This window comes from Streptococcus sp. NCTC 11567, assembly GCF_902141215.1.
In the GTDB taxonomy this organism is placed as follows: domain Bacteria; phylum Bacillota; class Bacilli; order Lactobacillales; family Streptococcaceae; genus Streptococcus; species Streptococcus dysgalactiae.
Genome location: NZ_LR595857.1, coordinates 652,292 through 666,034 on the forward strand (window position 1 = coordinate 652,292; position 13,743 = coordinate 666,034).

Genomic DNA, 13,743 nt, shown 5'->3' on the forward strand with positions numbered 1-13,743 from the left:
ATAAATAGACATGGAACCGGCCAAGATGATAAATAAGAGAACGCACCACTAATTTTCTGCTATAATAGAGAGATGAAAATGAAAGGGGAATTGGATGACTGAAATAATGGATGGGAAAGCCCTAGCCCAAAAAATGCAAAGCGAATTAACTATTAAGGTGCAGCAATTAAAACAGGAGAAGGGTATTGTACCAGGTTTAGTAGTTATCTTGGTTGGGGATAATCCTGCCAGTCAAGTGTATGTTCGCAACAAAGAACGAGCTGCACTTGCTGCTGGCTTCAAAAGCGAAACCGTTAGGCTGTCAGAATCTATTTGCCAGGAAGAATTGATTGCTATCATTGAACGCTATAATGAAGATGATACGATTCATGGCATCTTGGTCCAATTGCCCTTGCCAAATCACATTAATGATAAGAAAATTATCCTTGCTATTGATCCTAAAAAAGATGTGGATGGTTTCCACCCCATGAATACAGGTCACCTTTGGTCAGGTCGTCCCTTGATGGTTCCTTGCACACCAGCAGGCATTGTGGAAATATTACGCGAATACGAGGTGGATCTTGAAGGTAAGCATGCGGTGATTATCGGAAGATCTAACATTGTAGGCAAACCAATGGCTCAACTCTTGTTAGATAAGAATGCAACGGTAACGTTGACGCATTCTAGGACACGACATTTAGAAGACGTCTGCCGCCATGCGGATGTTTTAATTGTGGCCATTGGACAAGGTCATTTCGTGACGAAAGACTTTGTTAAAGAAGGGGCCGTTGTTATTGATGTTGGCATGAACCGTGATGATAATGGTAAACTTATTGGAGATGTGGCTTTTGATGAAGTTTCTCAAGTTGCCTCTAAAATTACCCCTGTTCCTGGGGGAGTCGGTCCGATGACGATTACCATGTTATTAGAACAAACTTACCAAGCAGCTTTACGGAGTGTGAGTCGATGATTAGTGACCATGATCTTGCGAGAAAAGTGATTTTTCCAAGGCAAAAAGAAACTCATAAAGGCAATTACGGGCGCTTGCTTCTGATAGGGGGCTTAGCACCTTATGGTGGTGCTATTATTATGGCAGCTCTGGCAGCTTTAAACAGTGGAGCAGGTTTAATCACTGTTGCGACTGATCAATCAAATATCTCAGCCTTGCATAGCCATTTACCAGAAGCAATGGCATTTTCAGTGGATGACAGGGACTTGTTGCTAAGACAACTTGAAGTGGCAGATTTAGTCCTTATTGGTCCAGGGCTTTCTGAAAATAGCAAAGCACAAAGATTATTTGAATGGGTCGTGTCTCATATCAAAGGTCATCAACTTTTGTTAGTTGATGGCTCTGCTTTAACGATTGCTGCTCAAAAAAACTATTTCTTTCAAAATTTGACGTTACCAATTATCCTTACTCCCCACCAGAAAGAGTGGGAACGCCTTTCTGGATTAGCCATTGACCAACAGACGGTGCCCAACACTCAAAAAGTCTTGCAGCAATTTCCTCAAGGTACGATTTTGGTGGCTAAAAGTTCAGCAACTAAACTCTATCAAGATGATAAGATTTATGAGCTAACTGTTGGAGGGCCATATCAAGCAACTGGTGGTATGGGGGATACTTTGGCAGGTATGATTGCGGCAATGGCTGTTCAGTTTAAGCAGGTTGATTTGTTTGATAGGGTAGCTTGTGCGGCCTATCTTCACTCAGCCATTGCTGATGCATTAGCCCAAGAAGCTTATGTGGTCTTACCAACAGCTATTAGCCAGGAAATTCCAAAATGGATGAAGACTATCAGTGAAGCTAACTAATCGGCTGCAACAAAATAAGATGAGATTAAAAGAGGAGCTAGAACAGCTCCTTTTTCTGGTTTTCTGCTCACTATTTATTCAGAAAAATGGTATAATTGCATTAGTATGCAAAGGGACTATGTCAGGTCCAACTAAGTGAAAGGTGGCTTGATGGCAGATTATTTAACCGTCACTCATTTGACGAAATATTTAAAATTAAAATTTGACCGTGACCCTTATTTGGAACGGGTTTATCTGACTGGTCAAGTGTCCAATTTTCGAAAACGACCGACTCATCAATATTTTTCCTTAAAAGATGAAAGTGCTGTGATTCAAGCCACCATGTGGGCAGGAGTCTATAAAAAACTAGGATTCGACCTAGAAGAAGGCATGAAAATTAATGTGATTGGGCGAGTCCAACTTTATGAACCGAGTGGTTCCTATTCTATCGTGATTGAAAAGGCAGAGCCAGACGGCATAGGTGCCTTGGCTTTGCAGTTTGAACAATTAAATAAAAAATTAACTGCAGAAGGTTATTTTGAGCAAAAACACAAGCAGCTCTTACCACAGTTTGTGTCAAAAATTGGGGTCATTACAAGTCCAAGTGGCGCTGTGATTCGAGATATTATCACAACTGTTTCACGGCGTTTTCCAGGGGTTGAGATTTTATTATTCCCAACTAAAGTACAAGGTGATGGAGCCGCCCAAGAAGTAGTGGCGAATATTCGAAGAGCCAACCAAAGAGAGGATTTGGACTTGCTCATTGTTGGCCGTGGAGGTGGCTCGATAGAAGACCTTTGGGCTTTCAACGAGGAAATAGTAGTTCAGGCTATCTTTGAATCGAAACTTCCAGTGATTTCGAGTGTGGGTCATGAAACTGATACAACCCTGGCAGATTTTGTGGCAGATCGCAGAGCAGCCACACCAACAGCAGCAGCAGAGTTAGCAACGCCTATTACAAAAACAGATCTTATGTCTTGGATAGTAGAGCGGCAAAATCGTTCTTATCAGGCCTGCTTGAGGCGGATTAAGCAACGGCAAGAGTGGGTGAATAAACTATCACAATCTGTTATTTTTAGGCAACCAGAACGATTATATGATGCCTACTTGCAAAAAATTGATCGCCTTAGCATGACCCTGATGAATACGATGAAAGATCGTCTGAGTTCCGCCAAAGAAAACAAGGTTCAGTTGGACCATGCCTTGGCCAATAGTCAATTACAGACAAAAATCGAGCGATACCAAGACCGTGTTGCTACCGCTAAGCGTTTACTGATGGCTAATATGACAAATCAGTACGATAGCCAGCTGGCCCGATTTGAAAAAGCCCAAGATGCTTTGCTATCACTGGACACTGGCCGAATTATCGCCCGTGGTTATGCAATGATTGAAAAAAATCAAGCACTGGTAGCCTCTGTAAGTCAGATAACAAAGGGTGATCAGTTAACCATTAAGATGCGTGATGGACAATTAGATGTAGAGGTAAAAGATGTCAAAAACGAAAACATTTGAAGAAAATTTACAAGATTTAGAGACTATTGTGAACAAACTTGAAAATGGGGATGTCCCTTTGGAAGAAGCTATTTCAGAATTTCAAAAAGGAATGCTTCTCTCAAAAGAACTTCAAAAGACCTTACAAGCGGCAGAAAAAACACTCGTCAAAGTGATGCAAGCTGATGGCACAGAAGTAGATATGGATGATTAATGGACAAATTAGCTAGAATTGACGAAGCCATTCGTCGCTACTATAAGACGACTAGTAACGGTGTATCTGAAGAGTTGATTGATGCTATCTTGTATTCTGTTGACAGTGGTGGCAAGCGCATTCGCCCACTTATCTTATTAGAGATGATTGAGGGATTTGGGGTATCGTTACAGAATGCTCATTTTGATTTGGCTGCAGCCCTTGAAATGATTCATACAGGAAGTCTGATTCACGATGATTTGCCAGCCATGGATAATGATGATTACCGACGTGGCAGACTGACCAATCACAAACAATTTGGAGAAGCCACGGCCATTTTGGCGGGAGACAGCTTATTTTTAGACCCCTTTGGGTTAATAGCTCAAGCTGAATTAAATAGTGAGGTTAAAGTAGCCTTAATCCAAGAACTTTCCCTAGCTTCAGGAACTTTTGGCATGGTTGGTGGTCAGATGTTAGATATGAAAGGGGAAAATCAAGCATTAAGTCTTCCTCAGTTGTCACTGATTCACCTCAATAAAACCGGAAAATTATTAGCTTTTCCTTTTAAAGCAGCAGCTCTTATAACAGAACAGGCTATGACTGTTCGTCAACAACTAGAGCAGGCGGGAATGCTCATCGGGCACGCCTTTCAGATTAGGGATGATATTTTAGACGTGACAGCTAGCTTTGAAGATCTTGGAAAAACGCCTAAAAAGGACTTATTCGCAGAAAAAGCTACTTATCCAAGTTTACTGGGGTTAGAAGCCTCTTACCAACTGCTGACAGAGAGTTTAGATCAGGCTTTGACGATTTTTCAGACACTAGAAAGCGATGTAGGCTTTAAGCCTCAAATAATTACAAAACTGATAGAAGGGTTACGACTTAATGCCTAAAGAAAGAGTAGATGTGTTAGCCTATAAGCAAGGATTATTTGAGACCAGAGAGCAAGCTAAACGTGGTGTCATGGCAGGCTTAGTGGTCTCTGTGATTAATGGCCAACGCTATGACAAGCCAGGTGACAAAATTGACGATGGGACTGAGTTAAAACTTAAAGGTGAAAAACTCAAATACGTCAGTCGTGGTGGATTAAAACTGGAAAAGGGGCTGCATGTTTTTGGTGTATCGGTTGCTAATCAAATTGGGATTGATATTGGCGCTTCAACAGGTGGTTTTACCGATGTTATGTTACAAGATGGGGCCAAACTAGTCTATGCCGTCGACGTTGGGACTAACCAGTTGGTATGGAAACTCAGACAAGATCCACGAGTGAGAAGTATGGAACAGTATAACTTTCGTTATGCTCAGCCAGAGGACTTTGATGAGGGACAGCCTGTATTTGCCAGTATTGATGTGTCCTTTATTTCTCTCAGCTTGATTTTGCCAGCCCTGCATAACGTTTTGTCAGATCAGGGACAGGTTATTGCTCTCATTAAACCGCAATTTGAAGCTGGGCGCGAGCAGATTGGTAAAAAAGGCATCGTCAAAGACAAACAGATTCATGAAAAAGTGATTCAAAAGGTCATGGATTTTGCCTCAGGTTACGGATTTACAGTTAAGGGACTTGATTTTTCCCCTATTCAGGGTGGTCATGGCAATATCGAATTTTTAGCTCATCTTGCTAAGTCACAGACACCTGAAACGTTAGCCCCGCATTTGATTCAGAAAGTTGTTGCCAAGGCACATAAGGAGTTTGAGAAACATGAAAAAGAGTGAACGACTTGAATTAATCAAAAAAATGGTTTTGACGCATCCAATTGAGACGCAACATGATCTCTTAAGATTATTGGCAGAGCATGGGTTAGAATTAACCCAGGCTACTATTTCAAGAGACATGAATGAAATTGGTATAGTAAAGATTCCTTCTGGCAGTGGACGTTACATCTATGGTCTTTCTCAAGATAGTCGTAAAAAGATTATTCAAGGACCACGTTCTATTAAAAGTACCATTTTGGCTATTTCGGACCCGACAGCAGGACTTGAGCAACATCTTTATTTAAAAGTAGTTCCTGGAAATAGCAAACTCATAAAACGTTACTTGTTAACTGATTTTCCAGAAGCTATTTTTAGTCTTATTGCAGATGATGACAGTTTACTTTTGATTGCTAAATCAGCAGCAGATGCCGATAAGATTCGTCAGGAAGTCTTGCTCTGGATGCAGGGGCAAACTTAGAAGAACAGGGAGAAAGTGATGCTATTAGAAATTTCCATTAAAAATTTTGCCATTATTGAGGAAATCTCTCTGAATTTTGAAAATGGCATGACAGTTTTGACAGGTGAAACAGGAGCTGGAAAGTCCATTATTATTGATGCCATGAATATGATGCTTGGTGCGCGTGCTAGTACAGAAGTGATTCGTCGTGGAGCTAATAAAGCAGAAATTGAGGGGTTCTTTTCGGTAGATGCTACCCCAGAACTGGTTGCGTGTCTGGAATCATCAGGTATTGCTATGGAAGAAGAACTGATTATTCGCCGGGATATCTTTGCCAATGGCAGAAGCGTGAGCCGCATTAATGGTCAGATGGTTAACCTAGCCACCTTAAAACAGGTCGGACAGTTTTTGGTAGATATTCATGGGCAACATGACCAAGAAGAATTAATGCGACCACAGCTCCACCAGCAAATTTTGGACGCTTTTGGTGATAAGGCTTTTGAGCAATTGAAAGAGAACTATCAGCTTATTTTTGATCGTTATAAAAGCTTGCGTCGCCAGGTTATTGATAAACAAAAAAATGAAAAAGAACACAAAGATCGTATTGATATGTTGGCCTTTCAGATAGCAGAAATTGAAGTTGCTGCCTTGAGTCGAGGTGAGGACGACCGGTTAAATCAAGAACGTGATCGCTTAATGAACCACAAACAAATTGCTGATACCCTGACCAATGCCTACGTCATGCTAGATAATGACGATTTTTCAAGTCTATCCAATATTCGCTCTAGCATGAATGACTTACTATCAATTGAGCAGTTTGATTCAGAATACAAAGGGATGTCGACTTCGATTTCTGAAGCCTATTATATTCTTGAAGAAGTGAGCAAGCAATTATCAGATACCATTGACCAACTGGATTTTGATGGTGGGCGATTACAGGAAGTTGAATTTCGCTTGGATACACTCAATAGCTTAACCCGTAAATACGGTGGTAATGTGAATGATGTGCTTGACTACTACGATAATATCGTCAAAGAATACCAGCTATTAACAGGCGATGAGTTGTCTTCAGGGGATCTAGAGGCAGAATTGAAAGCCTTAGAAAAACAATTGGTTGCTGCTGCTTCGGAGTTAAGTGTCTCTCGCCATCAATTGGCGGAGCAATTAGAAGCTGAGATTAAAGCTGAACTTAAGGAACTTTATATGGAAAAAGCAGATTTCAAAGTTCACTTTACCACATCAAAATTCAATCGTGATGGTAATGAAAGCTTGGAATTTTACATCTCTACTAATCCAGGCGAAGGATTCAAGCCCCTTGTCAAGGTGGCTTCTGGAGGAGAGTTATCACGCTTGATGTTGGCTATCAAAGCAGCTATCTCTAAAAAAGAAGATAAAACGAGTATTGTTTTTGATGAAGTAGATACAGGTGTTTCTGGTCGAGTTGCTCAAGCCATTGCCCAAAAGATTTATAAAATTGGGCGACATGGGCAAGTTCTCGCTATTTCACACTTACCTCAAGTTATTGCTATTGCTGATTATCAGTATTTTATTTCTAAAGAAAGTAAAGAAGAGTCCACCGTTTCTAAGGTAAGGTTATTAACTCCTGAAGAACGTGTGGAAGAAATTGCCAGAATGCTTGCTGGTGCAGACATGACAGAAGCTGCTCTCACTCAGGCTCGTGAATTACTGGCCAAACATTAATAAACAGAAAAAACTGTGACTATTCAATAGAATAGTCTTTTGATAAGAAAGAGAAACCGTCGGATTAGCCTGTTGTTAGATTCTGGAGCCTTAGCGCTCCGATGCCATCTAGCAGGACGTTTGGCGGTTTCTTTTTGCTCAACTGTCTTGACAAACCCCTGATAAATAGTAGAATATATAAGAGAATTTTAAGCTAGGAGACATACATGTCTAATAAAAAAATATATTTCGCAAGCATTATGGTATTGGCGGTCCTAAGTTGCAGTTTTTCAACAGTGAGAGCAACTCAACAGTCAAGTAAGGATGTGAAAGTAGACCATCAAATAACTACTGACCAAGACACATCAACCTCTGCGAAATCCGTGCCTCAAGAGCAGTCCGAAGCAAAACAGGAAATACCAGATTTTCCTTTAGCAGATGATTTTGAGGATGATCTTGAAGAGGATGAGGGTCACTATTTTGAAAGAGAGGGTGAGCCATCCGCTGAAGATGAAGGGTTAGATAAGCCTAGTTTAGCAGAAACCTCTGCTGGTGAAGCTGATACGCCTATGTTGATGAACGCTATCTCTGTTAGTCTTCCGGTTCTTGATGATCAGGAAAATAGTGATAAACCGACACCACACGTGAGAACAGCCCCAAGCCCAGCTCTGCGTTATATGGTAGCAAAGCGTCAATTGCTTGAAAAAATGGAAGCTTTGAATGCAGCGACTACAAAATTAGCGTCTTTAGTGTCTAAAAAGTCTGATTTAACAACTCAGGTGTATTCTCATGGTGAAGTGTTTGGCGAAGTTTTAGCAGCCCACTATGAAAAGAAAAAGGTCGAACAAACTATTGATAGGAAAAGAGGAACTAGTCACCAAACGAATCAACCAAGCGTTATTATTGATGAGTTAGGACGCATTATTTCTTATATTGGGGATAACAGAAAAGATGTTCCCGTGCCCTATAACCGAAAAATTAGCTTCCTAGTGCGCAAGGAGAAGAAAGATTTACCAGTAACAGGAGATCAATCGTGGACCACTCTGCCTTGGTTCGGGATGACTTGCCTAGGTTTTGCAACTCTTCTGGTGATTAAAAAAACTGAGCCCTCATCAATTGACTGATAAGGCAGGTCTGAGAAGATAAGACATGGATAACACAACACAGGAGCCAGATCATTTAGATGAGGCTCCTGTTTTATATTGGTTTAAAACTCATGGCGTCATCATACTTTAAAAACAAAACAGCTGGTTTGTTAACTTCTCAGTTAATAAATACTCAGAAGATGCGTGACTAATTTTGATTTATTTGCCAAGGAGTGATAAAATAAGGAGATGAGAAACTAGTCTAGAATGGAAAAATACATGGGAACTATTAAAATTGTTGCAGATTCATCAATGACCATTGAACCAGAATTAGTTAAGGCCTTGGACATTACCGTAGTGCCTCTATCCGTTATGATTGATAGTAAATTATATTCTGATAATGACTTGAAAGAAGAAGGTTACTTTTTGAGCCTAATGAAGGCTAGCAAGTCTCTTCCCAAAACGAGTCAACCTCCAGTTGGTCTTTTTGCTGAAACTTATGAGAAGCTTGTTAAAGAAGGAGCAACCGACATTGTTGCTATCCACCTGTCCCCAGCTTTATCAGGAACTATCGAAGCATCACGCCAAGGAGCAGAAATTGCTGAAGCGCCAGTAACGGTTTTAGATTCTGGATTCACAGACCAAGCCTTGAAATTCCAAGTTGTTGCAGCAGCAAAGTTGGCACAAGTGGGTGCAAGTCTAGAAGATATTTTGGCTGCGGTTCAAGATATTAAGTCAAAAACAGAACTCTATATTGGGGTTTCAACGTTAGAAAACCTTGTCAAAGGGGGCCGAATCGGCCGTGTAACGGGAGTTCTTAGCTCACTTCTAAATGTTAGGGTGTTGATGGAACTTAAAAATGATGAACTCAGAACTCTTGTCAAAGGGAGAGGAAATAAAACCTTTACCAAATGGTTAGATGGCTATCTGGCTGATAACAGCCACCGTCCGATTGCTGAAGTAGCCATTTCTTATGCTGGAGAAGCTGATCTTGCTTTAATGCTAAAAGAAAAAATTGCAGCTCACTACACAGGACTTATTACGGTTTTAGAAACTGGCTCTATTATCCAGACGCATACGGGTGAGGGAGCCTTTGCGGTTATGGTTCGTTATGAATAATCGTCGATTTCTTAACGGTCTCCTTTTCTTTCTGGTCAGTTTAGGCCTGGCGTTCGTAATGCTCAATTTTCTCATCCCTAAGTCAGATTCACGATTGAAAAAAAGTGATTTTCTAAAAAATGAGCAAGTGGATATCCATTACGTTGCCATAGGCGATTCCTTGACTGAAGGCGTGGGAGACTTGACCAACCAAGGTGGTTTTGTTCCCTTATTAGCAAGTGATATGGGAGATTATCTAAAAGCTAACGTGAGCCCTCAAAATTATGGCGTATCTGGGAACACCAGCCAGCAAATCCTTGATCGAATGACCCAAGAAAAAGACATTCGAAAAGCTTTAAAAAAAGCTGATGTGATGACTTTAACAGTTGGTGGTAACGATGTTATGGCCGTTATTCGAAACAATTTAGCTGACTTACAAGTGTCCAGTTTTAAGAAACCAGCTCGTCAGTATCAAGAGCGGTTGCGGAAGATTATTGATTTAGCAAGAAAAGATAATAAGGAACTACCCATTTTTGTTTTGGGGATTTATAATCCTTTCTACTTGAATTTTCCAGAATTAACCGATATGCAAAAGGTTATTGACGATTGGAACGATAAAACTAAGGACGTTCTTGGTGATTACAAGCATGTTTATTTTGTTCCTATCAATGACCTCTTATATAAGGGGGTTAATGGCCAAGAGGGGATTGTTCAATCGTCAGGAGACCAAACCACAATTGTTAACGATGCCTTGTTTACGGGAGATCATTTTCACCCCAATAATACTGGTTATCAAATCATGTCAGACGCAGTAATGGAGAAAATCAGAAAACATGGAAAAGAAATTACCCCTTAACTGGTGGAAATGGGGCTTCTTGCTTTTGTTGGCTTTCAATGTCGCCTTTTTCTTAGTTATTGGAAGTCGTCTTATTCAAGTGAGAGAGCCTGAGTCAGATTTAATTGCTCAAAAAGCCACTAAAAATGTTAAAGTCGGTACGTTCACCACAAGCAGAGAACAACTGAATGAAACGGTGGCCAGCTACCTCAAGGACTATCAGTCTGAAAAGATGCATTACAAATTCTACGCCACCTCTTCTTCCATTTTATTCGAAGGAACCTACCAACTTCTAGGATATGAAGTCCCTTTATACATCTACTTTCAACCTCATCGTTTAGATAATGGAGCTGTTCAGCTACAGGTGATTTCTTTTTCAGTAGGAACCTTGCCTCTACCTGAAAAAGATGTTCTGCAATATTTGAAGTCAAGCTACAAGTTGCCGAAGTTTGTGAAAGTGATGCCACAACAATCAGCTATTGTGGTCAATTTGCAAGAGGTTAAAAACGATGCGAGAGTCTATTTGAAGGCCAAGAAAATTGATTTGTTTAAGGATGAAATCAGCTTCGATATTTACAAGAAATAAGGCCAAATAACGTTAAATACTTGACCTAATCGCTTTTTTTAGATATGATAATATCTGTTAAAGCATTAAGCTTACTAATTATTTGGAGGATTTGTTAAATGGCTAACAAACAAGATTTAATCGCAAAAGTTGCAGAAGCAACTGAACTTACAAAAAAAGATTCAGCAGCAGCAGTTGATGCCGTATTTTCTGCAATCGAAGCTTTTCTTGCTGAAGGTGAAAAAGTACAATTAATCGGTTTTGGTAACTTCGAAGTACGCGAACGTGCAGCTCGTAAAGGTCGTAACCCACAAACTGGTGCAGAAATCGAAATCGCAGCTTCAAAAGTTCCAGCCTTCAAAGCTGGTAAAGCTCTTAAAGACGCTGTTAAATAATTGCATAGATAAAAACCCATTGTACAAGCGTTATAGCCTGTGCAGTGGGCTTTTTTGTATGTTTGGCTATGAAATTAGTAGTGTTTCATGGTGTCAGCTATCGTTACGCTTCTTTCTATGGTCATGTGAATAACAGCTTAAAAAGGTTCTGCGCATCACCTGAATTGTTATAGTAAAAAATTTTTGATAGTAGTGTTACATGAAGTGTTGACGGGCGTAGACATAGGCTAACAGGGAAGAGAGGCTTATGCCAAATCCGATTAGGGAAAAACTAAGAGGATTAACAGACATTGGCAAGGCTGTCATGAGGATGGTAGCTAAGGGCATCAGTAAAACAGCAAGGGTAAAAATAGAACTAAAGACACGTCCTAATAAGGCTTTTGGGACCTTTTTTTGAACCATGGAAAAGAAGTGAATGTTAAAAATGGTTAGAAAACATTCAAACCAAAGGTTACCAGAGGCTAAGACTAAGGTAGAAACCTTAGCAAGATGTAATGGAGTAAGCATCGCAAGTCCCAAGCCACTAATTCCTAAAGCAATTAAGAGACTTTGGTAATTATTTTTGAAGTATTTGTTAGCAAAAAGTGCTCCTAAAATGGCTCCCACAGCTCCAAGTGACAGCATGGTAGCGTAACTAGAGGAACGATTAAACAACTGATTGGAGAAGGGGAGAAGGTAATTAAAGGCAGCAATAAAAAAATTAACCAAGGTTGCGATTGTGAGGAGAAAGAAAATCTCTTTTTCTCGGTGAATAAAGTCTAAGCCTTCTTTTATGTCTGTCAGTAAATGCCTAATATCGATTTGACCAGATTTGGGCTGAAGATGAGTTTCTTTGGTGGTGATTGACCATAGGCAGACGAAGGAAAGGGCAAAACTGATACTATCTAGCAGCAAGGCGGGTCTCAATCCGAGACGATCAACGACCCAAAAAGCCAGCAAAGGAGACGAAATACTAATGATTTGGGAAATAATTTCCAAATGTGCATTAAAGTCCACTAACCTTTCTTCCTTAACAAGGGTGACAACATAGGCACGAAAAGAGGTACCAGAAAAGGCATGTGAGATGGCTAAAATGGCATTGACAGTAATAAGACCAAACAGCATGCCTTGCTTGCTAGGCATGAAAGTTAATAAGCCACAGGCTATGGCTCCGATTGCATCAGTCCATAACAGAATCTGTCGACGTTTATAACGATCAGCGATAGCACCACCAATTGGGTTTAAAAAGAGAGCAATCAGGCTATCAACTAACTGGTAATAACCGAGGTATTTTTGCCCTACTACACCTAGACCAGCAATCCAACTGCTATTGCCATAATCGTAAATCACATTGCCAATCTTGTTAACAGCACGACTTGTTAAGAGTCGGTATTCATTTTTTGTCATTAAAAAACCTCCGCAGTAAAGTGATGTTATTATAAATCACTTTTAGGAGGTTTTTGATTTTTTTGCAAATTAGGTAAGAGATTTAACAAATCGTTCAAAGTCTGAGCGGTAATTATGAGCCATATGAGGACAATCCAATGCTTCGAAAATATCAATAGCTTTTGTCATTTTTTGAATACCAGCTAGGCAGTCCCCAGTTAAATAGTCCTGTAGACCTTGTAAAAACAAGAAGATGGTTTTTTCATATAACTTGGTCTCATTTGTCAATAAAGGTTTTAGCTGGTCTTGGTAATAAGTGGCATAGGATAGAGCCTGTCGGTGCAGACACGTCTCCCAGATATTTAAGAGGGTAATGGTTACTAAATGCTTATGACTGGAAATATCTTGATAGTAATGATGATTGTTAAGAATCTCTCGTCCCATTCTGTCGAGCAGTGGTATATCGATAAAGAGATAAAGATTGCCAATCAAAATGAGTTCGTAAATCCGCCACTGCTCAGTGCTAAAGAGATAATCAGTAACGTCATCAAGATAAGCTTTGGGAAAAGGAATTGTTGGGTCACACTTACAAATAAATCCTTGTAGTAAAATAACGTTTAAATAATACCTTTTCCAATCAGGCTGCTCTTGGTATTTCCGTTTTTCTTCCTCCTGCAAAGCTTTAAATCCCTCCACATCACGGGCATATTCAAGCGGAATTAAATGTGACATAAAACGAATCTGCTCAGTTTTTTTGAAGTCAGAAGCGACATCCATAAATTCTTTTACTTCAACATGCATCCTATCTAAGGCAACTAAAAATTTATTGAGGGAAATATCTGACTGTCCCCTTTCAAAACGTGATAATTGTGACAGTGAGACAGAGTCTCCTGCAATTTGTTGTAAGGAAAGGTTTCGATTTAGCCTTAACTCACGAAATGTTTCTCCTAACGGTTTTGCCATGCGGTCAATCCTCCTCCTATCAGTATAACATTTCCTTAGTTTGGAATAGGATTTTCTCGTATTTGCAAATGGTAGCTATGAGATTTTTCAAAGAGATGATTATCTAAAAAAACTTTATTTAGAATTGTTCTAAATTACTTGACTTATCTATTTA

At 40.0% G+C, this 13,743-nt stretch carries 15 protein-coding genes; 13 read left to right on the forward strand and 2 right to left on the reverse strand.

Going from position 1 to position 13,743, the window contains the following annotated elements; all coding sequences use genetic code 11:
* The first annotated feature begins 94 nt into the window (after nucleotides 1-94).
* The 13 genes from FQT67_RS03465 to FQT67_RS03525 all read left to right on the forward strand — a co-directional run bounded on the left by FQT67_RS03465 (nucleotide 95) and on the right by FQT67_RS03525 (nucleotide 11,261).
* On the forward strand, nucleotides 95-949 hold the full coding sequence (locus FQT67_RS03465; protein ID WP_046176947.1) for a bifunctional methylenetetrahydrofolate dehydrogenase/methenyltetrahydrofolate cyclohydrolase: 855 nt from the start codon (nucleotides 95-97) through the stop codon (nucleotides 947-949).
* A complete protein-coding gene (locus FQT67_RS03470) occupies nucleotides 946-1,791 on the forward strand; it encodes an NAD(P)H-hydrate dehydratase (RefSeq protein ID WP_046176946.1) in 846 nt (281 codons plus the stop codon). The genes FQT67_RS03465 and FQT67_RS03470 overlap by 4 nt, the downstream gene beginning before the upstream one ends.
* Before the next feature lie 150 nt (nucleotides 1,792-1,941).
* The gene (gene xseA / locus FQT67_RS03475; RefSeq protein ID WP_046176945.1) at nucleotides 1,942-3,282 is read left to right on the forward strand and encodes an exodeoxyribonuclease VII large subunit; all 1,341 of its coding nucleotides are present in this window, start codon (nucleotides 1,942-1,944) and stop codon (nucleotides 3,280-3,282) included.
* On the forward strand, nucleotides 3,260-3,475 hold the full coding sequence (locus tag FQT67_RS03480) for an exodeoxyribonuclease VII small subunit (RefSeq protein ID WP_002983901.1): 216 nt from the start codon (nucleotides 3,260-3,262) through the stop codon (nucleotides 3,473-3,475). The genes xseA and FQT67_RS03480 overlap by 23 nt, the downstream gene beginning before the upstream one ends.
* Nucleotides 3,475-4,347: a polyprenyl synthetase family protein gene (locus FQT67_RS03485; protein ID WP_003056941.1), complete on the forward strand. Its 873-nt coding sequence runs from the start codon at nucleotides 3,475-3,477 to the stop codon at nucleotides 4,345-4,347. The genes FQT67_RS03480 and FQT67_RS03485 overlap by 1 nt, the downstream gene beginning before the upstream one ends.
* Nucleotides 4,340-5,167: a TlyA family RNA methyltransferase gene (locus FQT67_RS03490; RefSeq protein WP_046176944.1), complete on the forward strand. Its 828-nt coding sequence runs from the start codon at nucleotides 4,340-4,342 to the stop codon at nucleotides 5,165-5,167. The genes FQT67_RS03485 and FQT67_RS03490 overlap by 8 nt, the downstream gene beginning before the upstream one ends.
* The gene (locus tag FQT67_RS03495) at nucleotides 5,154-5,624 is read left to right on the forward strand and encodes an arginine repressor (RefSeq protein ID WP_003056949.1); all 471 of its coding nucleotides are present in this window, start codon (nucleotides 5,154-5,156) and stop codon (nucleotides 5,622-5,624) included. The genes FQT67_RS03490 and FQT67_RS03495 overlap by 14 nt, the downstream gene beginning before the upstream one ends.
* Nucleotides 5,625-5,642: 18 nt before the next feature.
* Complete coding sequence (recN, locus tag FQT67_RS03500; RefSeq protein ID WP_046176943.1) at nucleotides 5,643-7,304, forward strand: DNA repair protein RecN; 1,662 nt, start codon at nucleotides 5,643-5,645, stop codon at nucleotides 7,302-7,304.
* A 206-nt stretch (nucleotides 7,305-7,510) separates the two neighbouring features.
* Nucleotides 7,511-8,407, forward strand: a complete 897-nt coding sequence (locus FQT67_RS03505) for an LPXTG cell wall anchor domain-containing protein (RefSeq protein ID WP_046159320.1) — start codon at nucleotides 7,511-7,513, stop codon at nucleotides 8,405-8,407.
* Between the two features lie 240 nt (nucleotides 8,408-8,647).
* Nucleotides 8,648-9,487 carry a DegV family protein gene (locus tag FQT67_RS03510; RefSeq protein ID WP_046176960.1) on the forward strand — a complete coding sequence of 280 codons (840 nt, stop codon included), beginning with the start codon at nucleotides 8,648-8,650 and terminating at the stop codon, nucleotides 9,485-9,487.
* Entirely contained in the window at nucleotides 9,480-10,322 is an 843-nt protein-coding gene (locus FQT67_RS03515; protein WP_015057871.1) for an SGNH/GDSL hydrolase family protein, read from the forward strand. Before FQT67_RS03510 ends, FQT67_RS03515 begins: the two co-directional genes overlap by 8 nt.
* The gene (locus FQT67_RS03520) at nucleotides 10,300-10,887 is read left to right on the forward strand and encodes a YpmS family protein (protein ID WP_003053329.1); all 588 of its coding nucleotides are present in this window, start codon (nucleotides 10,300-10,302) and stop codon (nucleotides 10,885-10,887) included. Before FQT67_RS03515 ends, FQT67_RS03520 begins: the two co-directional genes overlap by 23 nt.
* A 98-nt stretch (nucleotides 10,888-10,985) precedes the next feature.
* A complete protein-coding gene (locus tag FQT67_RS03525) occupies nucleotides 10,986-11,261 on the forward strand; it encodes an HU family DNA-binding protein (protein WP_003044261.1) in 276 nt (91 codons plus the stop codon).
* A gap of 195 nt (nucleotides 11,262-11,456) precedes the next feature.
* Here the strand turns inward: FQT67_RS03525 and FQT67_RS03530 are convergent, their stop codons facing one another.
* Together FQT67_RS03530 and FQT67_RS03535 are read right to left on the reverse strand one after the other, a co-directional pair.
* The gene (locus FQT67_RS03530) at nucleotides 11,457-12,647 is read right to left on the reverse strand and encodes an MFS transporter (protein WP_046176941.1); all 1,191 of its coding nucleotides are present in this window, start codon (nucleotides 12,645-12,647) and stop codon (nucleotides 11,457-11,459) included.
* Nucleotides 12,648-12,716: 69 nt separating this feature from the next.
* A complete protein-coding gene (locus tag FQT67_RS03535) occupies nucleotides 12,717-13,589 on the reverse strand; it encodes an Rgg/GadR/MutR family transcriptional regulator (protein WP_012767272.1) in 873 nt (290 codons plus the stop codon).
* Between the last annotated feature and the right edge of the window lie 154 nt (nucleotides 13,590-13,743).

Bases quoted from the DNA above. Each gene is read 5' to 3' on its own strand.
- FQT67_RS03515 (WP_015057871.1), top strand. From the start codon at position 9,480: ATGAATAATCGTCGATTTCTTAACGGTCTCCTTTTCTTTCTGGTCAGT.
- FQT67_RS03490 (WP_046176944.1), top strand. From the start codon at position 4,340: ATGCCTAAAGAAAGAGTAGATGTGTTAGCCTATAAGCAAGGATTATTT.
- FQT67_RS03465 (WP_046176947.1), top strand. From the start codon at position 95: ATGACTGAAATAATGGATGGGAAAGCCCTAGCCCAAAAAATGCAAAGC.
- FQT67_RS03505 (WP_046159320.1), top strand. From the start codon at position 7,511: ATGTCTAATAAAAAAATATATTTCGCAAGCATTATGGTATTGGCGGTC.
- FQT67_RS03485 (WP_003056941.1), top strand. From the start codon at position 3,475: ATGGACAAATTAGCTAGAATTGACGAAGCCATTCGTCGCTACTATAAG.
- FQT67_RS03535 (WP_012767272.1), bottom strand. From the start codon at position 13,589: ATGGCAAAACCGTTAGGAGAAACATTTCGTGAGTTAAGGCTAAATCGA.
- xseA (WP_046176945.1), top strand. From the start codon at position 1,942: ATGGCAGATTATTTAACCGTCACTCATTTGACGAAATATTTAAAATTA.
- FQT67_RS03530 (WP_046176941.1), bottom strand. From the start codon at position 12,647: ATGACAAAAAATGAATACCGACTCTTAACAAGTCGTGCTGTTAACAAG.
- FQT67_RS03520 (WP_003053329.1), top strand. From the start codon at position 10,300: ATGGAAAAGAAATTACCCCTTAACTGGTGGAAATGGGGCTTCTTGCTT.
- FQT67_RS03495 (WP_003056949.1), top strand. From the start codon at position 5,154: ATGAAAAAGAGTGAACGACTTGAATTAATCAAAAAAATGGTTTTGACG.
- FQT67_RS03525 (WP_003044261.1), top strand. From the start codon at position 10,986: ATGGCTAACAAACAAGATTTAATCGCAAAAGTTGCAGAAGCAACTGAA.
- FQT67_RS03480 (WP_002983901.1), top strand. From the start codon at position 3,260: ATGTCAAAAACGAAAACATTTGAAGAAAATTTACAAGATTTAGAGACT.
- FQT67_RS03510 (WP_046176960.1), top strand. From the start codon at position 8,648: ATGGGAACTATTAAAATTGTTGCAGATTCATCAATGACCATTGAACCA.
- FQT67_RS03470 (WP_046176946.1), top strand. From the start codon at position 946: ATGATTAGTGACCATGATCTTGCGAGAAAAGTGATTTTTCCAAGGCAA.
- recN (WP_046176943.1), top strand. From the start codon at position 5,643: ATGCTATTAGAAATTTCCATTAAAAATTTTGCCATTATTGAGGAAATC.